Raw genomic sequence first — 22242 nt, 5'->3', positions numbered from 1 at the left:
AGATAACACGATATGAGCGCTATACCCGGACTGGACTTCTTCCTTGGCGAAGACATCGACATGCTGCGTGATTCGGTTGCCAGCTTTGCTGCCAAGGAAATCGCCCCGCGTGCCGCCGAAGCCGACCGCACCGACGAATTTCCGATGGATCTGTGGCGCAAGTTCGGCGATATGGGCCTGCTCGGTCTCACCGTAGCCGAAGAATACGGCGGCTCGGGCATGGGCTACCTGGCGCACATGATCGCCATGGAAGAAATTTCCCGTGCAGCCGGCGGCATTGGCCTGTCCTACGGTGCCCATTCCAACCTGTGCGTGAACCAGATTCACCGCAACGGCAGCGAAGCGCAGAAGCAGACATTCCTGCCCAAGCTGATCTCCGGCGAGCACATCGGCGCCCTGGCCATGAGCGAGCCAAATGCCGGCTCTGATGTGGTTTCCATGAAGTTGCGCGCCGACAAGAAAGGCGACCGCTACGTTCTGAACGGCACCAAGATGTGGATCACCAACGGCCCTGATTGCCACGTGTTGGTGGTCTACGCCAAGACCGATCCCGCCGCTGGCGCCAAAGGCATGACTGCCTTTATTCTGGATACCAATACCCCTGGCTTCTCCGTTTCGCAGAAGCTCGACAAGCTCGGCATGCGCGGCTCGCACACCGGCGAGCTGGTGTTTAACAACGTTGAAGTCCCCGAAGAGAACATTCTCGGCGGCCTGGGCGAAGGCACCAAGGTGCTGATGAGCGGGCTGGATTATGAACGCGCCGTGCTGAGCGGTGGCCCTATGGGTCTGATGCAGGCATCCATGGACATCGTCACGCCCTATATTCATGACCGCAAGCAGTTCGGTCAGAGCATCGGCGAGTTCCAGCTCATCCAGGGTAAGGTCGCCGACATGTACAGCACCCTCCAGGCGTGCCGCGCCTATCTCTACAGTGTCGGCAAGTATCTCGACGCCATGGGCAGCGGGCACGTCCGTCAGGTGCGCAAGGATTGTGCGGGCGTGATTCTGTACACCGCCGAGAAAGCCACGTGGATGGCCGGTGAAGCAATCCAGATTCTCGGCGGCAATGGCTATATTAATGACTACCCTACCGGCCGCATCTGGCGTGACGCAAAACTGTACGAGATTGGCGCAGGCACCAGCGAAATTCGGCGCATGCTGATCGGGCGTGAACTGTTCAACGAGACCCGGTGAAGCCCCCTCATAAGAAGCGCCCTTATAAAAAGAGATAACCCATGAGCATTCTCAACAGTCAAATCAACCGCAACGCGCCGGACTATGCGGTTAACTGCTCGGCCATGCAAACACTGGTGACGGACCTCCGCGAGTTGCTGGCGCGCGTTGCCGAAGGCGGCGGCGCCAAGGCCCAGGAACGCCACCTCTCGCGCGGTAAGCTGTTACCCCGCCAGCGCATCGATGCCCTGCTCGATCCAGGTTCGCCGTTTCTGGAAATCGGTCAGCTGACCGCCCATGAGGTCTATGGCGAAGACGTGCCGGCCGCAGGCCTGATCGCCGGCATCGGACGCGTGGAAGGTGTCGAATGCATGATCGTGGCCAACGATGCAACGGTCAAAGGCGGCTCCTATTATCCGCTGACAGTTAAGAAGCATCTGCGCGCGCAGACCATTGCCCAGCAGAACCGCCTGCCGTGTATCTATCTGGTGGACTCCGGCGGCGCCAACCTGCCACGCCAGGATGAGGTCTTTCCCGACCGCGAACACTTCGGCCGCATCTTCTTCAACCAGGCCAACATGAGCGCCCAAGGCATTCCGCAGATCGCCGTGGTGATGGGCTCCTGCACCGCCGGCGGCGCCTATGTGCCGGCCATGGCGGACGAAGCCATCATGGTGCGTAATCAGGCGACCATCTTTCTCGCTGGCCCGCCATTGGTCAAAGCCGCCACCGGCGAAGTGGTCAGCGCCGAGGATCTGGGCGGCGCCGATGTGCACTGCAAGACCTCCGGCGTGGCCGATCACTATGCCGAGAACGACGGACATGCTTTGGCCCTGGCCCGCCGCTGCATCGCTAATCTGAACTGGCGCAAGCAGGGTGAACTGAATAGCCGCGCACCGATTAACCCGCGCTACGCCAGCGACGAGCTGTACGGCATCATTCCAGCCGATGCCAAGCAACCCTTCGACGTGCGCGAAATCATTGCTCGCTTGGTCGATGACAGCCAGTTCGATGAATTCAAGGCGCTGTATGGCACCACGCTGGTGTGCGGCTTTGCCCATCTGCATGGACACCCGGTGGCGATCCTGGCGAACAACGGCATCCTCTTCGCCGAGTCCGCGCAGAAAGGCGCGCACTTTATCGAACTGGCCTGCCAGCGCGGCATTCCGCTGCTGTTCCTGCAAAACATCACTGGCTTTATGGTCGGCCAGAAGTACGAGGCCGGCGGTATCGCCAAGCACGGCGCCAAACTGGTCACCGCCGTGGCCTGCGCCCAGGTGCCCAAGTTCACCGTGATCATCGGTGGCAGCTTCGGCGCCGGCAACTACGGCATGTGTGGCCGCGCCTATGATCCGCGCTTTCTATGGATGTGGCCCAATGCGCGTATCTCGGTAATGGGCGGCGAACAGGCTGCCGGCGTGCTGGTGCAGGTCAAGCATGAGCAGGCTGAGCGCGCCGGCGAGACCTTCAGCTCCGAGCAGGAACAGACGCTGCGCAAGCCCATTCTCGAGCAGTACGAGCGGCAGGGTCACCCCTACTATTCCAGCGCGCGGTTATGGGACGACGGGGTAATTGACCCGGCGCAGACCCGCGACGTACTCGGGCTGGCGATATCCGCCGCGAAAAATGCGCCTATTGTACCGACCCGCTTTGGGGTGTTCAGGATGTGATTGCTTCAGCTGCCGCTTCACACGGGCGGCTGATTCCACAACACGGATTGAGAAAGCCATGACCAGCTTCAAGACAATCGAACTCGAATACAGCGACAACGGCGTAGCAACCCTGTGGCTGAACCGGCCAGAGCGCAACAACGCTTTCAATGCCGAAATGATCAACGAGCTGCTGGCGGCCATGGACGAGGTTCAGGCTACCGAAGGACTGCGGTTTCTCCTGCTGCGCGGGCGCGGCAAGCATTTCTCTGCCGGAGCCGATCTGGCCTGGATGCAGGAATGCGCCAAGCTCGATTACCAGGCCAACCTGGGTGACGCCAAGGAACTGGGGCAACTGATGGCCAGTCTGGCGCAGCTCAGCCTGCCGACCCTGGCCGTGGTGCAAGGGGCCGCCTTCGGTGGCGCGCTGGGTTTGATCAGTTGCTGCGATATCGCCATTGGCACCAGCGACAGCCTGTTCAGCCTGTCCGAGGTGCGTATCGGCTTGCTTCCCGCCGTTATCAGCCCCTACGTGGTGCAAGCCATCGGGCAACGGGCGGCGCGCCGCTACGCTCTGACCGCCGAGCGTTTCAGCGGGGAGCGAGCACGGGAACTGGGCTTGCTTGCCGAATGTTATCCGGCCGAGAAGCTGGACGTAGCGCTACAGGAGTGGGTCGATAACCTGCTGCTGAACAGCCCCCAGGCCATGAGCGAGACCAAGGCACTGATGCAGACCGTCAAGCACGGCGAACTGACCGGGGAAGTACGCAGTTATACCGAAGCGGCTATTGCCAAAATCCGGGTCAGCACTGAGGGCCAGGAAGGCCTGAGCGCCTTTCTGGAAAAGCGCAAGCCGGCATGGCAACAAGGCTAAAGACAATGAACACCGAACAACACACAACTTCGCCATGATGTGGGACGAACAAAAATGATCAATACCCTGCTTATCGCCAACCGCGGCGAAATTGCCTGCCGGGTCATGCGCACCGCCAGAGAGATGGGCATTACCACTGTCGCCGTACACAGTGACGTTGACCGTCAGGCGCAGCACGTCCTACAGGCCGACGTAGCCATCGGTCTCGGCGGCGCGAAACCAGCGGACAGCTATCTGCTGGTCGACAAGATTCTCGCCGCCGCTCACGCTAGCGGCGCCCAGGCCATTCATCCCGGCTACGGTTTTCTGTCCGAAAATGCTGGCTTTGCCCGCGCCTGCGAAGAGCAGGGCCTGATCTTCGTCGGGCCACCCGCCTCAGCCATTGATGCCATGGGCAGCAAATCAGCGGCCAAGGCGTTGATGGAAAAGGCCGGCGTGCCGCTGGTGCCTGGCTACCATGGCGACGAGCAGGATCTGCAGACCTTCGTAACCGCTGCTGAGCGCATCGGCTACCCGGTGTTGCTCAAGGCCACCGCCGGCGGTGGCGGCAAAGGCATGAAGGTGGTCGAGCGCGAAGCGGATATGGCTGAAGCACTGGCGTCGGCGCAGCGGGAAGCCCAGTCCTCCTTTGGCGATGCGCGCATGCTGGTGGAAAAATACGTGTTGCAGCCGCGGCACGTGGAAATCCAGGTGTTTGCCGACCAGCACGGCAATGGCGTGTACCTGAACGAACGCGACTGTTCGATCCAGCGCCGTCACCAGAAGGTGGTTGAAGAAGCGCCGGCGCCGGGCATTTCGCGCGAGCTGCGCAAGGCCATGGGCGATGCGGCGGTCAAGGCTGCCCAGGCTATCGGCTACGTCGGTGCCGGCACGGTGGAGTTTCTGCTGGACGCGCGCGGCGAATTCTTCTTTATGGAAATGAACACCCGCCTACAGGTCGAGCATCCGGTCACCGAAGCCATTACCGGGCAGGATCTGGTCGCCTGGCAATTGCGGGTGGCCCAGGGCGAAAAGCTTCCGCTGACCCAGGAGCAGGTGCCTCTGATAGGGCACGCCATTGAGGTGCGCCTGTACGCCGAAGATACCGATAACGACTTTCTCCCGGCCAGCGGCACTTTGCAGCTGTATCGCGAGCCACCCGCCGGCAAGGGCCGCCGCGTGGACAGCGGCGTTACCGAAGGCGATGTTGTCTCGCCTTTCTACGATCCGATGATCGCCAAACTGATTGCCTGGGGCGAGACGCGGGAAGAGGCGCGCCTGTCCCTGCTGGCCATGCTGCGCGAGACCGTGGTGGCTGGCGTGCAGACCAACCTGAAGTTCCTGACCCGTATTCTGGCCCACCCCGCCTTCGCCCAGGCCGAACTGGATACTGGTTTTATTCCGCGTCATGCAGAGCAATTGTTGCCCGCGCCTGAAGCACTCGATGAGCGGTTCTGGCGCACCGCAGCGAAGGCCTGGTTGCTGGCGATGCCGGGCGCTTCGTCCGTAGCCTCCGGACCTGGCGAATCCAGCCCATGGACTGACCTGACCAGCTGGCGCGCCGGACTGCCCGCGCAGAGCCGCCTGCACCTGCGTTGTGGCGAGCTGGACCAGCCTTTTGCCGCCGTAGACGTATCCGGCTGCTCCTATTGCCCGACTACCCAGACGCTATTGATCACCGAGGGGCAGCAGACCAGCCGCCACCGCCTGCTGATCAGCAATGGCGCCCTGTATCTGCAATGGCATAACAGCTGGCAGCGGATCGATCGATTTGACCCGATTGCTGAAGTGGACCATTCCCACCAGCATGCTGGTGGTTTGCAAGCGCCGATGAATGGCAGCGTCGTGCGCGTCATGGTCGAGCCAGGCCAACAGGTCGAGGCTGGCGCCGTGCTGCTGGTGCTCGAAGCGATGAAGATGGAACACAGCATTCGCGCAGCCGAAGCCGGCACGGTTAAGGCAATTTTCTGCGCCGAGGGCGAGCTAATCGCCGAGGGCACCCTGCTAGTGGAAATGGAGGAAGCGCAATGAGCCTGCCCGCCTCGGTCAAACTGGTGGAAGTGGGCGCGCGCGATGGTCTGCAGAACGAAGCCCAGTCGGTCAGCAACGCTGACAAGATCCGCCTGATCGACGACCTGAGCAACGCAGGGGTGGGCTACATCGAGGTGGGCAGTTTCGTCTCGCCCAAGTGGGTCCCGCAGATGGCCGGCTCTTTGGACGTATTCGCCGGGATTCAGCGGCGCGCCGACACGACCTACGCGGCGCTCACACCGAACCTGAAAGGTTTCGAAATGGCTCTGCAAGCCGGCGCTGAAGAGGTGGCAGTGTTTGCCGCAGCCTCCGAAGGCTTTTCACAGCGCAATATCAATTGCTCGATCAGCGAGAGCATACAGCGTTTCGAACCCGTCATGAGCGCCGCAGCCGAAGCCGGCGTGCGGGTACGCGGCTATGTATCCTGCGTGCTGGGCTGTCCCTATGACGGCGAGATCGCCGCCAGCCAGGTCGCCAGCGTGGCCCGCGAACTGCACGCCATGGGTTGCTACGAAATCTCCCTGGGCGACACCATTGGCACCGGCACGCCCGGCGCCACGCGCAATCTGTTTGAAACCGTTGCGCAGCATATTTCGCGTGATCAACTGGCCGGCCACTTTCACGATACCTACGGGCAAGCGTTGGCCAATATCTACGCCGGGCTGCTGGAAGGCATCCAGGTATTCGACAGCTCGGTTGCCGGCCTCGGCGGTTGCCCCTACGCCAAGGGTGCCACCGGTAATGTCGCCACCGAAGACGTTCTCTACATGCTCAACGGCCTGGGCATCCACACTGGAATAGACCTGGACGCACTGATTCAGGCCGGCAACCGTATCAGTACGCTGTTGAACCGGCCCTCCGGTTCGCGCATTGCCCGAGCCAACAGCAGCCAATGTGACCAATAACGACAGACTTTAACGGGAATAGGAGCATCTATAACAATGAACAAAATCTATCCTAACGCTCGGGAGGCCCTCGCCGGGCTTGTCGAAGACGACATGACCCTGGCGGTCGGCGGGTTCGGGTTGTGCGGTATTCCCGAAGCGCTGATCGAAGCCCTGCGCGATACGCAGAAGAAGGATCTTACCGTTATCAGCAACAACGCTGGCGTTGACGGTTTCGGGCTTGGGCTGCTGCTCGAATCCCGCCAGATCCGCAAGATGGTGTCGTCCTATGTCGGCGAGAACAAGGAGTTCGAGCGCCAGTACCTGTCAGGCGAGCTGGAGCTGGAGTTCACGCCCCAGGGTACCCTGGCGGAAAAGCTGCGCGCCGGTGGCGCCGGGATTCCGGCCTTCTATACCCGGACCGGCTACGGCACGCTGATCGCCGAAGGGAAGGAAACCCGCCAGTTCAACGGTGAGTGGTACGTCATGGAAACCTCGCTGATAGCTGACGTAGCGCTGGTCAAAGCCTGGAAGGCTGATAAATCCGGCAATCTGGTGTTCAACAAGACCGCGCGCAACTTCAACCCCCTGGCGGCGACGGCCGGCAAGATCTGCATTGTCGAGGTCGAGGAAATCGTCGAAACCGGCGCGCTCGATCCCGATCAGATTCACCTGCCGGGAATCTATGTGCAGCGGATTGTGCTCAATGCCAATCCGGAAAAACGTATCGAAAAACGTACCACACGGAGCGCTTGATCATGGCCTGGACACGCGAACAAATGGCGCAACGAGCTGCTCAGGAATTGGCTGACGGCTTTTACGTAAACCTTGGCATCGGGCTGCCTACGCTGGTGGCCAACTATATTCCCGAAGGCATGGATGTGTGGCTGCAGAGCGAGAACGGTCTGCTCGGCATCGGCCCCTTCCCCGAGGACGACAAGGTCGATCCAGACCTGATCAACGCCGGCAAGCAGACTGTTACCAGCCTGCCCGGCAGCAGCTTCTTCGACAATGCCGACTCCTTCGCCATGATCCGTGGCGGACATATCAACCTGGCGATCCTGGGTGCGATGCAGGTGTCGGAGAAAGGCGATCTGGCTAACTGGATGATTCCCGGCAAGATGGTCAAGGGTATGGGCGGCGCGATGGATCTGGTCGCCGGCGTCAAGCGCGTCGTGGTGCTGATGGAGCACAACGCCAAAGACGGCAGCCCGAAGATTCTCAAGCAGTGCGACCTTCCCCTGACCGGCCTTGGCGTGGTCACCCGGATCATCACCGATCTGGCTGTGCTGGACATTACCGACGCCGGCCTGGCGCTGCTTGAACTGGCGCCCGGCATCACCGTCCAGGCATTGCAGGAAGCGACCGGCTGCCCGGTGCTGACCGAGCAATACCAAAGCAAACACTAGCCTGCCCTACTGCCCTACGGGGTAGGCTTCACTGATTTCCAGAGTAGCTGACCAAGCTGCACTGGGAGTGCTGCCCGTTGAAGGTTTTACGTGGCTTTCCATTGCGGTAGCCACGTTTTTTTTTGGAGAAAAGATCATGCAAGACGTCGTCATTGTCGCAGCAACGCGTACCGCCATCGGTAGTTTTCAAGGCGCGCTGGCCAACGTGCCCGCGGTTGAACTGGGCGCCACCGTTATCCGCTCGTTAATGAGCAGCACCGGCCTGGACGCCAGCCAGGTTGATGAAGTCATTCTCGGCCAGGTGCTGTCCGCTGGCTGTGGCCAGAACCCGGCCCGGCAATCGGCGATCAATGCCGGCCTGCCGTTCAGCACCCCGGCGCTGACGCTGAACAAGCTGTGCGGCTCCGGCCTCAAGGCCGTGCACATGGCCATCCAGGCGATCCGCTGTGGCGACGCCGAGATCATCATTGCCGGTGGCATGGAAAGCATGAGCCTCGCGCCCTACGTGCTGCCCAAGGCGCGCACCGGCCTGCGCATGGGCCATGCGCAGCTCGAAGACAGCCTGCTGAAAGACGGTTTGATCGACGCCTTCAACGATTACCACATGGGCATCACCGCCGAAAACCTGGCAAGCCAGTATCAGGTCAGCCGTGAGGATCAGGACGCCTACGCCCTGCTTTCCCAGCAGCGCGCCAATGCGGCGATCAGCGCTGGCCGCTTCCAGGATGAAATCACGCCGGTGATGATTCCCCAGCGCAAGGGCGATCCCGTTGCCTTCGATACCGACGAGCAACCCCGGGCCGACACCTCTGAATGCAGCCTGGCAGGCCTGCGTCCGGCGTTCAAGAAGGACGGCAGCGTCACCGCCGGCAATGCGTCGACGCTGAATGACGGCGCAGCGGCAGTAATGCTCATGACGGCGGACAAAGCGAAGGCGTTGAATCTGCCGGTGCTGGCTCGTATCAAGGGCTATGCCAGCGCAGCGGTGGATCCGGCGATCATGGGTATCGGACCGGTGCCAGCCAGCAAGAAATGCCTGAGCAAAGCCGGCTGGTCTATCGCGGAACTGGATCTGATCGAAGCCAACGAGGCCTTCGCCGCCCAGTGTCTGTCGGTCGGCAAGGAACTGGAATGGGACGTGTCAAAGGTCAACGTCAACGGCGGCGCTATCGCCCTGGGTCACCCCATCGGCGCATCCGGCTGCCGTGTGCTGGTTACCTTGATCTATGAAATGGCTCGACGTGATGCCAAGAAAGGCCTGGCGACGCTGTGTATCGGTGGTGGTCAGGGCGTCGCGCTGGCAGTCGAGCGCGATTGATCAGCGCCGGCGCGGAGCCGGGGACGGCTCCGCGCCACTTTTCATCAGATTTGTGTTGGTGGAAAAGTCACCACCATGCCCTCATGCACAGCCTCCAGTATCACGCAACAGCCCAGGCGGCTCTGTGCAAGCCGGGGAGCAGCGGTACCTTCAAGCATGTCATCTTCCATACCATCCTTTTCAGCCAGTTTGTCCAGCCATGACTGGTCAATATAAATGTGGCAGGTGGCACACTGACACACCCCACCACAGTCGCCCAGGATTCCTTCCAGACCGCTGCTAACCGCAGCCTGCATGAGCGTCTGGCCTGCAACGGCCTCTACAGTACGTTGACGACCGTCAGCAAAGTTAAAAATCACAGTTGGCATGCGGGAGTCCCTGCGCGTGGGTAACGGTAATAAATCACTATTGCCATGATGCCCGACCTCGGAACGCATTTGAACACTTATCATATATCTGTTTATTATTATTGGATAATATTCCCAGCCACGCCTAAAGTGATCACAGGCATTTCTCTCAAGAACAACACTAAAACAACAACAACGAGGTAGACCTTGATGGCTGATAACGCTTGGTGGGCTTCGGCTTTGTCCGAGGCCGTAAACAATGGAAAACCCCTGGCAGTCGTCTGCAATGGCGAGGAGCTAGCCTTGTTTCGGGATAGGCAAGGTCAGGCGTTTGCATTGGAAGATCGCTGCCCCCACCGCCGCGTGCCCCTATCCCTTGGCTGCGTTGTAGAGAGCGGAATCCAGTGTGGCTACCATGGCTGGACATTTGACGGCGCCAGCGGCGCTTGCACGGCGATACCCAACCTGCACGCCAATGAACGAGTGCCTGCCCGATATGCTGCGCGAGCCTACTCGGTGGCTGAACGAAACGGATTTGTTCACGTCTGGTTAGGAGAAGATGAGCCGAACGAGTCGGTGCCTGCGGCAACTTATCTGCCCGAAGGTCGCGAATATACCGGTGCGGCCACCGTCAGTATTCAGCACGAGGAATATCTCGCCGCAATGCTTGATGGACCCCACTGCCTGATCAGTTTTGATGCGGTAAGGATGACCGATTTCTTTCTGGGCGATCCCTGTCTGAAGGATAACCATCTGGTCCTTGATCGAGGTGCAGTCTGGTCTACCAAGGTACTGCCGCCGCAATTCGTTGTCGACTATCCCCTGATCGTCCGTACGTCCGTTCCTGTATGCGGAGGAGACATTCGCGTCGACCTTCTCACCGAGGAGGAAACGCCGCTGTGTACCGTTTTCATTGCCTCGGGAGCCAACCGACGCGGTACCACCAGTCTCTGTTGGCGAGGCTTTCTGCACCGAAGCGAGGGCGGCGTTGCACCGCTGCGCTGGCGTGCAGCGCGCCGGGCACAACGCCCACCTTTTCGGGTGCACTCCCATGTCGATGGCGAAGCGTTAGCCGCTCTGCTGGTAGCACCCTCCCGTGACTTGGACCGGCTACGCGATCAATCGCTGATTCCTGTACGCGCCGCCGTCTGATTGTCCCAAGGAGAATTCACAATGCACACTGTATCCACCAACGACACTGTCGCAGGGCAGCGCAGCAAGCGTCCCTCAGACTGGACTCCGGTCAATTATGATCTGCACGATACCTGGTTTCCGGTCTCGCACAGTCGCGACGTGAGCTCAAGGCCCATCCGCCGGATCATCCACTCCCAGCCTTATTTTCTCTGGCGTGAAAACGGTATATCTCAGGCGGCCGAGTTCCATCCATCGCGGCTGGCAGCCCTGCGCCACGCCAGCAGCGCCTTCACCGGAGGTTCCGGCAGCTATCCTGTCATCGAACGCTACGGCTATATCTGGGCGTGGTATGGCAACCCCGATCACGCAGATATTCAGCTGCTGCCGCATATCCCCTTCTTGCCCCTGGACGGCAATATTCCGGGCTACACGCAGCGGACTGTCCGGTTCGACGCCTCATCGGCGCTCTCGGTGGAAAACCTCATAGACCTGACCCACGCCGATTTCCTGCATGCCAATACCATAGGCGACGGCATCTCCGAATCCGACGTCGTCGAAGTCGAATGGACGTCCGAGACGGTAACCAGAACCCGTATGGTCACGCAAAAGTCAGTCGCGCCGGTGATGCGCTGGGTGGGTGGGATACGCGCCAAGTATCAGGATTTCCGTGCTGTGCTGCATATTCACTTGCGCAGCAATGTCTGCATTTCCTACCCCCGATTTCGACCTGGTTACGACGTTCCCAATCTGCAACCGTTTTTGCCGGTGGGACGGCATCGCTCCCGTTGCGACGTTACTTTCAATACCACCGCTGCGCCCTCTCCTTTTCGCTATTTGATGCCGCGAATCAATTACATCATCCAGCCTCAAGACAACTCGGTGGTACGTCCGCAGAATCAACGTTATCTGGATGAATCAGACAGGCGTGACCTGCATTCTCGCTTCGATGCACCTGGCACCCGATACCGCTACCAGATGGAACAACTGGCTAAGCGCCAGCGCCGGGGGGACTTTTCCTACGGTACTGATGCGGAACCGGGACGTGACATCACCACATTGCTAGGCATGGATGGCTAAATCCTCCGCGCGCCCGAGAAACCTTGTGATCAACTGGGCGCCATGTAACGCGCTCCAACCAGGAGAACTGCCTATGTTTTCACACGTCACTGTAGGTACCAACGACCTACCCAGAGCTCGCACCTTCTATGATTCAGTGCTTGATGCACTGGGTTATGAAAACCTCGGCAACAAGGAAACGGCATCTCTCTGGGGTGGCGCAGGCCCGCGCTTCGTAGTCCTAACGCCGTCGGATGGCAACGCAGCCAGTGTAGGTAACGGCTTGACAGTAGGCTTTGCAGCAGCGGACCGAGCCTCAGTGGATGAATTTCACAAACGTGCCCTGCAAAGGGGAGGCACTGACGCCGGCGCCCCAGGGTTTCGGGACGTGGGACCAAATGTGTATGCAGCCTACATACGTGACCCGGACGGTCACAAATTAGTAGCCAGCTGCATCAGCGAAAGTTAGTGCGCTCTCAACAGCAACGAAAAAAGCAGCCGGAGTAAAACGATCAAATCGCTTCTGACATTAGTAACGCGCCTCGGAGCGCTTCCCTTCAGAAGGGCTTCCGGAGGTCCATGCCAGCGCTGCAGCCAAGCTTGAGCCTAAAGTTAGGTAACCCGCCAAGGATTGAGGGGTTACCAATAACAAATCTAACAGCAAACCAATAGTAATAGGAGAAACCGCCGTAGCTACCACAAGCGCAGCATGGGCCACAGACCGGATAGCACCCATGTGGGTGATTCCGTATCGCTCGGGCCAGAGTACCCCGCTCGCGGTACCAGCTAATCCAAGATTTACGCCGGTCAGCCCCAAGAAGCATAGGGCGTCCAACTGGCTTTTGTTAATGCCAGACACAATAAGCCCAGAATCATAGGCAACAGCGTAAATGGCAAGGAATGCTGAGCACCAAGCCTGTCAACCAGCGGTCCTGCCAGCAGCGAACTGAATAAGTGACCTGCAGCAAATCCGGCAAACGCCTGGCCAATTCCGACACCGTCCAGCCTTGCTGTTGCGCGGGTGACATGCGCCGAGTGACCTGTTGAGGATCGAGACTGTTCCGGTGTCGGCTGACTTTGCGACAGCCATCTACCCAGGGCCCGGCTTTAAGCAACAGAGTTGCGGAGCCCAAAGTGGCTGTGCTGTAATAAAAAGCATAATCCGCGTTGTTGGGAGACAGCCCGTCTCGAATGTGGACGCCAAAAACCGAGAAAGAAGGTCTGGCCAAACCCTGATACAGCGATAGCCAGAAGCATAAACATAGCCAACCGAGGCCTTTCGCGCATAAATCCTGGCAGGTAGCGACTTACTGGCCTATCCATGGACAAACCTTAATTGATGCTTCGATCCGAAATCACTCGGATAAAGCTTGATCGGTATGAACTTCGATGCTGGCGTGAAGCTGTCAATACCGTAACTATCCAGCGGCACCAGCGGATTGACCTCTGGGTAATAGGCCGCAGCCTGCCCTTCCGGAATATCGTAGGGAAGCAGCGTAAAACCTTTTACCCTTCGCTCAACATCATCATCCCAGAGTGAAACCAGATCTACTTTCTGAGCCGCCTCAAAGCCCAACCTGTCGATATCCTTCTGATTGACGAAAAGGACTTCACGCTGCCCCGAAACTCCCCGATAGCGATCATTCAAGCTATAGATAGTTGTGTTGTACTGATCGTGTGAGCGGAGGCTTTGCAAGATCAAATCATGGGTTCGTCCACTGGCATGAACCTTCTCGTGAATCAGACTGATGGGTAAAACATTGGCGGAAAACTGCGTTTTTCCGGTGCTGGTCTGCCACTCACGCGAACTGGCTGGGTTGGATAAATGAAAACCGCCAGGACCTGTGAGCCGATTCTCGAAATTTTCGAATCCCGGTATGACCTGAGCGATCGCGGCTCTGATCAACCGATAATCATCTCGCATTGCCTGCCAGTCAACCGGCCGTGCGCCCAGAGTAGCTTGAGCTATCCCAGCTATGATCCAGGGCTCCGAACGCATCTGATCGGATGCAGGTTCAAGCTGACCAAAGGACGCGTGAACCATACTGAAGGAGTCTTCCACGGTCACGCACTGCGCGCCCGCTGCCTGTTGATCAATGTCAGTCCTGCCGAGACAGGGCAAAATCAACGCTTCCTTGCCGACCATCAAATGACTGCGATTTAGTTTGGTACTAATCTGCACCGTCAGATCGCAATTGCTCAACGCCTGATGCGTCACAGGGCTGTCTGGGGTGGCTTGGGCAAAATTACCACCGAGACCTACGAACACACGAGCGGAGCCGCTTAACATCGCGCCGATGGCCTCCACTGTGTTGTGGCCCGGATGGCGGGGCGGCTCGAAACTGAAATTTTCCGCCAGCCGGTCGAGAAATATCTGCGGCGGTCTTTCGCTGATACCCATGGTGCGATCGCCTTGAACATTGCTGTGCCCGCGAACCGGACAGAGGCCAGCACCGGGGCGTCCGACGTTGCCGCGCAATAGCTGCAGGTTGACTATTTCCTGAATAGTCGCCACGCCGTGATGATGTTGGGTGATGCCCATTGCCCAGCAGAAGATGACGTTGGACGCCTCGCAATAGAGCTTCGCGGCCCTCTCGATCTGACCCAGACTCAGGCCTGATTGCTCGACAATGTGTTCCCAGCCAGTGGCGTCCAGCACCTCCAGATAGGCGGCAAATCCATCGGTCTGCATGAGAATGAAGTCATCGTCCAGTACGCCGGAAACACCGCGGCGTTGCGCGTCTCTTTCCCATGCCAGAAGGTATTTCGCCATACCCCGGAGGATGGCCATGTCACCACCCAGCGCCGGTCGAAAGAAGTCCGTATGCATCGCCTTCGACCGGTTGGTGAGCATTTCCGACATCTTCTGCGGATGCTGAAATCGCTCCAGCCCGCGCTCCTTCAATGGATTGAAACACACCACCTGCGCGCCGCGCCTGACAGCATCCCGCAGCGGCTCAAGCATGCGCGGGTGGTTGGTACCGGGATTCTGCCCCAGAACGAATATGGCATCGGCGTGCTCGAAGTCTTCGAAGGTCACCGTGCCCTTGCCCGTCCCCAGACTCCCGTTCAGCGCTACACCGCTCGCCTCGTGGCACATGTTCGAGCAATCGGGAAAATTGTTGGTACCGTAAGCACGGGCGAACAACTGATAGAGAAAAGCCGCTTCGTTGCTGGCGCGACCCGACGTATAAAATTCAGCCTGATCCGGAGATTCCAGATGGTTGAGGTGGCCCGCAATCAGCACAAAAGCATCATCCCAACTGATCGGGAGATATCGGTCGGTCGCTGCGTCATAGCGCATCGGTTCCGTCAAGCGTCCCTGGTACTCAAGCCAGTAGTCACTCTGCTCACGTAATTGGGCGACGCTATGCCGGGCGAAAAACTCGGCGTCCACCCGGCGACTGGTCGCTTCCCAATTGACCGCCTTGGCGCCATTTTCACAGAATTTGACCGCACCGGATTCCGGTGAATCACCCCAGGCGCAACCGGGGCAATCAAAGCCTCCCTGCTGATTGGTTCTGAGCAACGCTTTGATGTTCTTGATGGGCTGTTCGCTGTTCAGCCACGCATGGGTAACGCTCAGCAACGCACCCCAGCCAGCTGCCGGGCCATTGTAGATTTTGAACTGCGTTTTGCTGTTATGTAACCAACTCATCCAGTATTCACCAAGTGCGGGTGCTTGGGTCAGAGTATCGCGAAGAGACTTTAGAAATATCCTCCATTCGCCACGCCCCGTTCTTTTGACAGAATATCAATCTTACTACAGAATGAAATCCTACTACAGCGCACAATACATGCCAGACATCAGCCGGAGCCTCCCTCTCGCGCATCCGTCAGCAACAGGAGATAACAATGAAAGCAGCTGTCATTACCGAACGCGGCGCCCTCCCCGTCATGCAGGACTTCAAGGAACCGGAAGCCCAGGACGGCGCGATACTGATCGACGTTGATACTGCAGGCCTCGGCGGCTGGGACGTGCTCGGCGCGTATCGACTCGGCGTAGCCTATCCCTGCGTCATCCGGGGCGAGGGCGTCGGTCGCACGGCGGAAGGCAAGCGAGTGTACTTCGGCGAACGTTCTGTACTGCCTTTTGGCGCTTGGGCCGAACGCACACTGGTCCCTGCCGAAGAAGTCTGGGATGTGCCGGACCATATCGATGACCGCACCGCCATTACCATGGGTATCGCCGCAACCGGCGCGCTGATTCCGCTGGAAACCGCAAAGATTCAGCCCGGTGAGACCGTATTGATCCTCGGCGGTACCGGCACGCTCGGGCAGATCGCCTTGCAGCTTGCCCGTTATCTGGGAGCAGGCAAGGTCGTTGCCGCAGGCAGAAGTGAAGCAGCTCTGGCGCGCTTGAAAGAGCGCGGAATTACCGATGCGACGGTATGCCTCAAGGGCGACGAAACTGATGTGGCGGCACTCAAAGCCGAAGCGCGAGAAGGTTACGACGTAGTGCTTGATCTGGTGTGTGGTCAGCCCATGCTAAATGCACTGAAGGCAACGCGGTGGGGAGCACGCATCGTTACAGTAGGCACCGGTGCGGGACGGCAACTCAACCTGGACATCGCCGACCTCCTGTTCAGGACGCTTTCATGCATCGGCACCGGTCAGCGCCCTCCGGCTGATCGTCGCAAAATCTGGGAACGCTTGCTGGATATCACCACCACGGAAAACATCACTGTGGACTATGCCGAGTTCGACTTCGACGAGACGCCAAAAGCCTGGCAATCACAGGTAAATGGGCCACACGCAAAAATTTATGCGAAGGTCGGTAAATCTTGAGTTTGCACAGGTGAAACTCGACCCAATCACATCAGATAGCTAGGTAGGGCGCGCTGTCCACCAATCCAGCTCCGGGACGGTTAGGGAATGCCGCCTGTGAGCTCAAGACACCTTTTCCCGGCACAAGCGTTAGCGGTTTAGCGTCAAGATTCAGACGCATCGGGTAAATGTGCTGGAAGTGGTTCGCTCGATCAAAATCAGCTTCTTTAGCTGTCATGGCGAAAAGGATGTTCCAGAGCAATGCGTGTTGTTTATCGTGGAATTAGAAGCTGCCCGGATGCTCGCCAATCGGCTACATACTGTTGACAGTATTGTTTGAGCTCCGTGCTGATCTGACATTCTCGTTGTGGTTGCGATGTAGTCAGTGTGGTATGGCTTGACTATGGAAAACAAGTGCGGGTTCTTGGCGCTTACCCTTGATCAAAAAAATAAGAAATTCCTAGGAAACGCTCATGACCACCTTAGCAGCACCATTTAGCCATGTTTTCAAGATGGGATTTTTCGCACCCTCGTTAGCGCTTGCTGCATTGATGGGTTCGCAGCGACTTCCGCTGCGGAAACATTCCGCGGCGTCATAGCACATCGTGGTGCCGAATCACCCTCAAGTAGGCCAAAGTAGATGGCCATTGACAGTCGCATTGCTCGCTGACTGTTACACGCAGAGCGCCATCAACGAACGTGGCATTTTTATCGCTGGTACGCGGTATGGCCGTCATCTACATGCACTTCGCAGCACGAATGTAGTCCTCATCGTGAACACGTACGAAGGTGCTTTCGTCATCCTCACAAAAGGTTGCGCCCGTTGTGCGGTGCGCCTCGTCACAAACGATCAGATCGAAAGCTGCCAACTCGTGTTCATGCTGGGCGCGGCTGATCACGTTGATGGAGTGATAATAGAGAACACCACGCTCATATGCTCGTTATCGTGGCGCTTGAGGATCTCCGCGGCGAGCCGGTCTGCTTTGGTGGTGGCCGGGTTAAAGACCTGGATCGCATCGTCCCCTTGCTTGCGCTTTTTGCCCATGTCGCTATCAGAACAGGCGGCAAAACCGTGGAGCGGGATGTCGCTCTCCTGCGTCCATTCAGCCAGGGTCTGGAACAACAGCGAAAGGCTCGGCACCAAAAACAGCACGCGCTTGCCCTTGCCCTTGCCCTTGCCTGCCAAGCGTTCCGCGATCTTCAGGCTGGTATAGGTTTTGCCGGTACCACAAGCCATGATCAGCTTGCCCCGGCCTGCTGATTTGAGCCCAACTGAGACAGCGTTCAAGGTCGACTGCTAGTGATCCCTGAGCTGCTTCTTTTCCTTCATTGGTACCTTGTCCAGTCATTCTGGCTGTATTCCAGCGCTTGCAGATCAATCTTGCTGACTGGAGCTACTACCCCTGCAAGTCGCCTTGGCGTGCTCGCTCCAGTTGTTGGTCGTGATGACGATGATGCGATGTGAGAACGACGCTTTACCGGACGCAGTAAAGTAGCTATTCCCTATCGATTTTTGAGTCAGAGGCGTGTGGCAAAATCACTGGCCAGCATCACATTCTGCAGTGCTTCCAACATCACCCAAGCGTGTCAACACTCTGAAAGCCCTAACATCAACTCTTAACTGACTACCGATCTAATCGGCCTCCCGGACCAGCTCGTCCGGCACGTATTCAACCAGATCCTCAACCTTGCAGTCAAAGTACCGGCACAGCCCGTCAATGTGATCTGTACTGGTGCTGAATCCGCGCCGGTTGATCATCTTCGATAACGTCACCCGGTGGATCCCAGCGCCCTTCGCAACCTCTGCGATGGTGATGCGCCGCCCCTCCTCAAACTCCCTGCGAGCGATCATTTCTTTGATCTTGAAACGAAGCATATTGACTACAACCGTTACCAGTAATTTGCAAATGTTAGCAATACGCTTCAAAAAAAGCTTGCACACATCACCTGGCGAAGCTATAAGTTGATATATGTAGCCAAATAGCTACATTTGAAGCTAAGGAGAACACCTGTGAGCACTCAATATTTGACTACCGACGAGCTAGCCGCCCGTATCAAGTACGACGCCAGAACCATCCGCGAGCGGTTCAAGGACAGCGTTCTGCTGGAGGGCACTCATTACATCCGCCCATTCGGCGGACGCAAAATTCTGTATATCTGGGACGCAATAGAGCGAGACATGGGCGGACATTCGAATGCGAACGGCCTTGCCGTGCCGATGGCACGTGGAGGGATGTGTCATGGGTAGGATTGTTACCCGGCCGGAGACGGGAAAGCTGTTCTTCGACTTCCGCTACAGGAGCAAGCGTTGTCGCGAGCAAACAGCGCTGGATGACACACCGGCCAACCGACGCAAGCTTGAGACTATCCTGAAAAAAATTGAGGCCGAGATTACCCTTGGCTCGTTCGAGTATGCCCGGTACTTTCCAGGTAGTAGCAATGCGCGCAAGTTTAGCGAGGCGGATGCGATCAGGGCGCCTGTAAAGCAACACGCAACACCGCTATTCAGCGATTTCGCCGATACCTGGTTTGCGGAGATGCAGGCTCAGTGGCGGCGCTCGCACATCGACACGGTGGCAACCACCTTGCGCGCCCATTTAAAACCAGCGTTCGGTGAAAAGGGGGTCGGCTCCATCACCAAAGCAGAGATTTTGTCATTCCGGTCCCAGCTCGCCAAAGTCAGAAACGGAAAAGACAAACCCCTCTCAGCAGAGCGAATCAACCATATCATGACGCCTTTGCGCATGATCCTTAATGAAGCAGCCGACCGCTTCGAGTTTACCTCACCTTATCTAGGCATCAAATCCATAAAGGTACCACGGACGGATGTTGCGCCCTTCACCTTCGATGAAGTGAAGCAGATTCTTGAAACAATCCGGCCCGACTTCAAGAATTACTACACCGTGCGATTTCTGACCGGAATGCGTACCGGTGAAATTGACGGCCTGCAATGGCAATACGTTGATTTTGAACGACGGCAGATCCTGGTTCGCCAAGCGCTGGTCAAAGACGAATTGGTTTACACCAAGAATGATGGCTCGTTCCGCACCATCGATATGTCTGGGCCAGTCTTTGAGGCATTGCAATCACAACGGCAAGCTACCGGCGAGTTCGAATATGTGTTCTGTACACGAAATGGCAAGCCGATGGCGCATCGCAATATCACCCAGAGGGTTTGGTATCCGCTATTACGCCATCTAGGTCTCAGAAAACGCAGGCCCTATCAGACCCGGCATACCGCGGCGACACTTTGGCTGGCTTCAGGCGAGGCTCCCGAGTGGATCGCACGGCAGATGGGGCATACCACGACCGAAATGCTGTTCCGTGTGTATTCCCGTTATGTACCCAATCTGACTCGCCGTGACGGCTCGGCGATGGAGCGTTTGTTAATGAATGAGTTTCACCAGGACAGCCAGACCGAAGTTCAGGAGAATGAACATGCTTAACGTATCGCATCGCACTTGCCGCCGCCTTGCCAGTGCCATTCAGGTCGCTTTGCGCATCCCTGATGGCGATGCGCTGGTCTTTCTGATCGGACGTGGCCACGAGACTTCCAACCTGGATGCCCTGGAAACCTGGGTTAAGGAAGCACTGCCTCAGCTGGAAGAGGAATGTGACAAAGCCGTTTTGCCTTACCTGCTGGTACACCTGAAAAGCACCATGGAACGCTGGGGGGCTGCCTGATGAATCAATCTATGCCTCCTGTTATTCATGGTCAGAATTTGGAGACGTTTTGGCTGACAGGTTGTCTGGTACCACAACAGGCTTATCAGGTGTTACCGTTGAAATCAGCCATTTTTCTTGTTTTAGAAAATCTGTTCGGCTGCCATGAGGTACTGCTGGACCTGGAAGACCACCCTGCGAGGTGGCCGTCTAACGGTTTGGTTGCCGTCAGCATGCAGGCCACCAGACACGGCAGTTTTCTGCTGGGCAAGGATAGTCAGGTAATGGCACCGCAGAGCTTCAAATCGTTATGTCACCTGCCCGTCAGCCGGGTCAGCTCGATGGAGTCTGTGATGAGGGTTGAGCAATGGCTGAAGTCCTGTCCCTATCCATCCCTGAAGAGTTTTGTCTATCAGGTTTTGGGGGAACCTGCTATTGGCTGCGCTTTTTTCAATCTTCCCGCCAGTGCCAGCCACCACCACTGTTATCCCGGTGGGTTGGCAGAACACAGCCTGGAAGTCGCGAAATCGGTATATGCAGTGAGCGGCTGCTTTGCTGAACATGAACGCTGGCTAGCGGCGGTTGCCGGGCTGCTGCATGACTTAGGCAAGGTCCGTAGCATTCATCCGGACGGTCGCCGAACCGAAACGGGTTATCTGGTCAGCCATGAGTTACTGGGGCTGGAACTGGCATTACCAGCGCTGGCTCAGCTCGACACGCAATGGCCTGACGGAGCCAATGCATTGCGCTACCTGTTTGACTGGATGCTTCGCCCCAAACAACAAAGGCCTTTGATGCCGATTGCATTAACCATTAAACAAGCTGACGTAATGAGCGCGGCTGCCAGCAATCGTCAAAGGGCGTTTAGCCAGCTACCCGAGTGGCAAACCTTCGCCAAGGATCAAGGCCCCGGGCCCACCAGCAGTTACTGGCTGCCGAGCCCGCCGTAGGTCATCTGGTAATCAGGGCTTGCGATGCAAGCCCTGGACCCAGAGACCCGGCGTGGCTGAGCATCTGGCCTTTAATGGCCTGTTCAAATCCTGCTCGGTTGATTGACAAGCATCGAAGTCATGCTGGTAAAAATACTGGCTATACATACAGCCATTGGCTCTTCCATACTCCCACCGATAGCCAAGGCATACATGACGGAACCTGATATGACTGATCTAAAAGAAATGACTGACCTACTATACGGTGAAGGCGAACCCATGCAGGGCGGCATCTTCACGCTGGAAGAGGCTAAAGAACAGGGGCAAGCCTTTGCTAAGTGCATGCCCTATTGCATCGTACGCGACTGGATTTGGGCTGACCTGGATGTGGACGACAAAATCATCAAGGATCTAGAGACGCGGAATCTCAAACCTGTGATGGTGTATGCGCATCACGTCATGTACGACAGCAGTCGGCGTTTCGAGCCGGGCAACTGGGTTAGGACCACACCATTGACCAAATTTACTCCCCCCTGTTTTTTTGAAACCAGAAACACCGTTTACATTCTGGTGGGTGAAGGGAAGCGCAAAACCACCTCTATGAACGCGATCATGAGCATATTCTGAGCATGAGCCGGTGACGATCCTTCTGTCACCGGCACCCGCCGCAAGAGGATGTCTGTGAGAATGAACATTCGTGATGGTTTACCGGCGGCACGTCTAGCCGAATTTCAACACGCTATAAGCCGCGTACCAAAAAAGCAAAATGGACTGGAGCTTGGATTCACAGACGGCTTGCTAACAGATTGGCAGACGACTGAAACCCTGGCCCTGGCACTCTTGGTCTTTGGGAGCCCTGATGCAGCTAGGGAGTACTTGCAAAAGCCAACGTCACGTTTGGACGGCAAGACGCCGTTGGCCTGCATCAAGGATAGCGAAACGACCTGTGAAATGGTTATTGAGGACCTGTTCAGGATCATCGAGGGATATGTCTTCTGAGCAGTACTGTCAACGACGGTTCAAATCTGA

21 protein-coding genes and 1 pseudogene are annotated in these 22242 nt (G+C 57.6%); 18 read left to right on the top strand and 4 right to left on the bottom strand.

The window, feature by feature from the left end; genetic code table 11:
- Positions 1 to 12: 12 nt before the first annotated feature.
- The 8 genes from FHK95_RS09360 to FHK95_RS09325 all read left to right on the top strand — a co-directional run bounded on the left by FHK95_RS09360 (position 13) and on the right by FHK95_RS09325 (position 9317).
- Positions 13 to 1194: an isovaleryl-CoA dehydrogenase gene (locus tag FHK95_RS09360; protein WP_150304351.1), complete on the top strand. Its 1182-nt coding sequence runs from the start codon at positions 13 to 15 to the stop codon at positions 1192 to 1194.
- A gap of 41 nt (positions 1195 to 1235) precedes the next feature.
- Positions 1236 to 2843: a carboxyl transferase domain-containing protein gene (locus tag FHK95_RS09355; RefSeq protein ID WP_150304350.1), complete on the top strand. Its 1608-nt coding sequence runs from the start codon at positions 1236 to 1238 to the stop codon at positions 2841 to 2843.
- A 58-nt stretch (positions 2844 to 2901) separates the two neighbouring features.
- Positions 2902 to 3696, top strand: a complete 795-nt coding sequence (locus FHK95_RS09350; protein ID WP_150304349.1) for a gamma-carboxygeranoyl-CoA hydratase — start codon at positions 2902 to 2904, stop codon at positions 3694 to 3696.
- Between the two features lie 54 nt (positions 3697 to 3750).
- A complete protein-coding gene (locus FHK95_RS09345) occupies positions 3751 to 5706 on the top strand; it encodes an acetyl/propionyl/methylcrotonyl-CoA carboxylase subunit alpha (RefSeq protein WP_150304348.1) in 1956 nt (651 codons plus the stop codon).
- Positions 5703 to 6611, top strand: coding sequence for a hydroxymethylglutaryl-CoA lyase (locus FHK95_RS09340; protein ID WP_150304347.1), 909 nt, complete (start codon positions 5703 to 5705; stop codon positions 6609 to 6611). The genes FHK95_RS09345 and FHK95_RS09340 overlap by 4 nt, the downstream gene beginning before the upstream one ends.
- A gap of 36 nt (positions 6612 to 6647) precedes the next feature.
- A complete protein-coding gene (locus tag FHK95_RS09335) occupies positions 6648 to 7346 on the top strand; it encodes a CoA transferase subunit A (RefSeq protein WP_150304346.1) in 699 nt (232 codons plus the stop codon).
- Positions 7347 to 7348: 2 nt separating this feature from the next.
- Positions 7349 to 7999, top strand: a complete 651-nt coding sequence (locus FHK95_RS09330; RefSeq protein WP_150304345.1) for a CoA transferase subunit B — start codon at positions 7349 to 7351, stop codon at positions 7997 to 7999.
- 136 nt (positions 8000 to 8135) lie between these two features.
- Entirely contained in the window at positions 8136 to 9317 is a 1182-nt protein-coding gene (locus FHK95_RS09325; protein WP_150304344.1) for an acetyl-CoA C-acetyltransferase, read from the top strand.
- 44 nt (positions 9318 to 9361) lie between these two features.
- Here the strand turns inward: FHK95_RS09325 and FHK95_RS09320 are convergent, their stop codons facing one another.
- Entirely contained in the window at positions 9362 to 9685 is a 324-nt protein-coding gene (locus tag FHK95_RS09320) for a 2Fe-2S iron-sulfur cluster-binding protein (protein WP_150304343.1), read from the bottom strand.
- A 189-nt stretch (positions 9686 to 9874) separates the two neighbouring features.
- Here FHK95_RS09320 and FHK95_RS09315 point away from each other — a divergent pair, with 189 nt between their 5' ends.
- From FHK95_RS09315 to FHK95_RS09305, 3 genes are read left to right on the top strand one after another with little or no spacing between them, the layout of a single operon-like run.
- Positions 9875 to 10816 carry a Rieske 2Fe-2S domain-containing protein gene (locus tag FHK95_RS09315; RefSeq protein WP_150304342.1) on the top strand — a complete coding sequence of 314 codons (942 nt, stop codon included), beginning with the start codon at positions 9875 to 9877 and terminating at the stop codon, positions 10814 to 10816.
- A gap of 21 nt (positions 10817 to 10837) precedes the next feature.
- Entirely contained in the window at positions 10838 to 11875 is a 1038-nt protein-coding gene (locus tag FHK95_RS09310; RefSeq protein ID WP_150304341.1) for an aromatic ring-hydroxylating dioxygenase subunit alpha, read from the top strand.
- A complete protein-coding gene (locus tag FHK95_RS09305; RefSeq protein WP_328592933.1) occupies positions 11868 to 12323 on the top strand; it encodes a VOC family protein in 456 nt (151 codons plus the stop codon). The genes FHK95_RS09310 and FHK95_RS09305 overlap by 8 nt, the downstream gene beginning before the upstream one ends.
- A gap of 846 nt (positions 12324 to 13169) precedes the next feature.
- Here the strand turns inward: FHK95_RS09305 and FHK95_RS09300 are convergent.
- Positions 13170 to 15512: an FdhF/YdeP family oxidoreductase gene (locus FHK95_RS09300; RefSeq protein WP_150304340.1), complete on the bottom strand. Its 2343-nt coding sequence runs from the start codon at positions 15510 to 15512 to the stop codon at positions 13170 to 13172.
- A 197-nt stretch (positions 15513 to 15709) separates the two neighbouring features.
- Here FHK95_RS09300 and FHK95_RS09295 point away from each other — a divergent pair, with 197 nt between their 5' ends.
- Positions 15710 to 16642 carry a quinone oxidoreductase family protein gene (locus FHK95_RS09295; protein WP_150304339.1) on the top strand — a complete coding sequence of 311 codons (933 nt, stop codon included), beginning with the start codon at positions 15710 to 15712 and terminating at the stop codon, positions 16640 to 16642.
- A gap of 719 nt (positions 16643 to 17361) precedes the next feature.
- Here FHK95_RS09295 and FHK95_RS09290 read toward each other — a convergent pair.
- Both FHK95_RS09290 and FHK95_RS09285 read right to left on the bottom strand, forming a co-directional pair.
- Positions 17362 to 18137, bottom strand: a pseudogene (locus tag FHK95_RS09290) (DEAD/DEAH box helicase family protein); the annotation flags it as partial.
- Positions 18138 to 18254: 117 nt separating this feature from the next.
- Positions 18255 to 18497, bottom strand: a complete 243-nt coding sequence (locus FHK95_RS09285; protein WP_150304338.1) for a helix-turn-helix domain-containing protein — start codon at positions 18495 to 18497, stop codon at positions 18255 to 18257.
- Positions 18498 to 18632: 135 nt separating this feature from the next.
- On the opposite strand from FHK95_RS09285, the gene FHK95_RS09280 reads away from it, so the two are divergent.
- From FHK95_RS09280 to FHK95_RS09255, 6 genes are all read left to right on the top strand, one after another.
- Positions 18633 to 18869: a hypothetical protein gene (locus tag FHK95_RS09280; RefSeq protein WP_150304337.1), complete on the top strand. Its 237-nt coding sequence runs from the start codon at positions 18633 to 18635 to the stop codon at positions 18867 to 18869.
- A complete protein-coding gene (locus tag FHK95_RS09275) occupies positions 18862 to 20067 on the top strand; it encodes an Arm DNA-binding domain-containing protein (RefSeq protein WP_150304336.1) in 1206 nt (401 codons plus the stop codon). The genes FHK95_RS09280 and FHK95_RS09275 overlap by 8 nt, the downstream gene beginning before the upstream one ends.
- Positions 20060 to 20305, top strand: coding sequence for a hypothetical protein (locus FHK95_RS09270; RefSeq protein ID WP_150304335.1), 246 nt, complete (start codon positions 20060 to 20062; stop codon positions 20303 to 20305). The genes FHK95_RS09275 and FHK95_RS09270 overlap by 8 nt, the downstream gene beginning before the upstream one ends.
- Positions 20305 to 21234, top strand: a complete 930-nt coding sequence (locus FHK95_RS09265) for an HD domain-containing protein (protein WP_150304334.1) — start codon at positions 20305 to 20307, stop codon at positions 21232 to 21234. The genes FHK95_RS09270 and FHK95_RS09265 overlap by 1 nt, the downstream gene beginning before the upstream one ends.
- 207 nt (positions 21235 to 21441) lie before the next feature.
- Positions 21442 to 21840 (top strand): DUF6957 family protein, encoded by a 399-nt coding sequence (locus FHK95_RS09260; RefSeq protein ID WP_150304333.1) that lies wholly within the window; start codon positions 21442 to 21444, stop codon positions 21838 to 21840.
- 60 nt (positions 21841 to 21900) lie between these two features.
- Positions 21901 to 22212, top strand: coding sequence for an antitoxin Xre/MbcA/ParS toxin-binding domain-containing protein (locus FHK95_RS09255; protein WP_178114754.1), 312 nt, complete (start codon positions 21901 to 21903; stop codon positions 22210 to 22212).
- The last annotated feature ends 30 nt before the right edge of the window (positions 22213 to 22242 follow it).

Origin of the sequence: Pseudomonas saliphila (assembly GCF_008638345.1) — a bacterium.
Lineage (GTDB): Bacteria > Pseudomonadota > Gammaproteobacteria > Pseudomonadales > Pseudomonadaceae > Halopseudomonas > Halopseudomonas saliphila.
The sequence above is the reverse complement of the archived record's forward strand: the minus strand, read 5'-3'. Positions and strand labels throughout refer to the sequence as shown.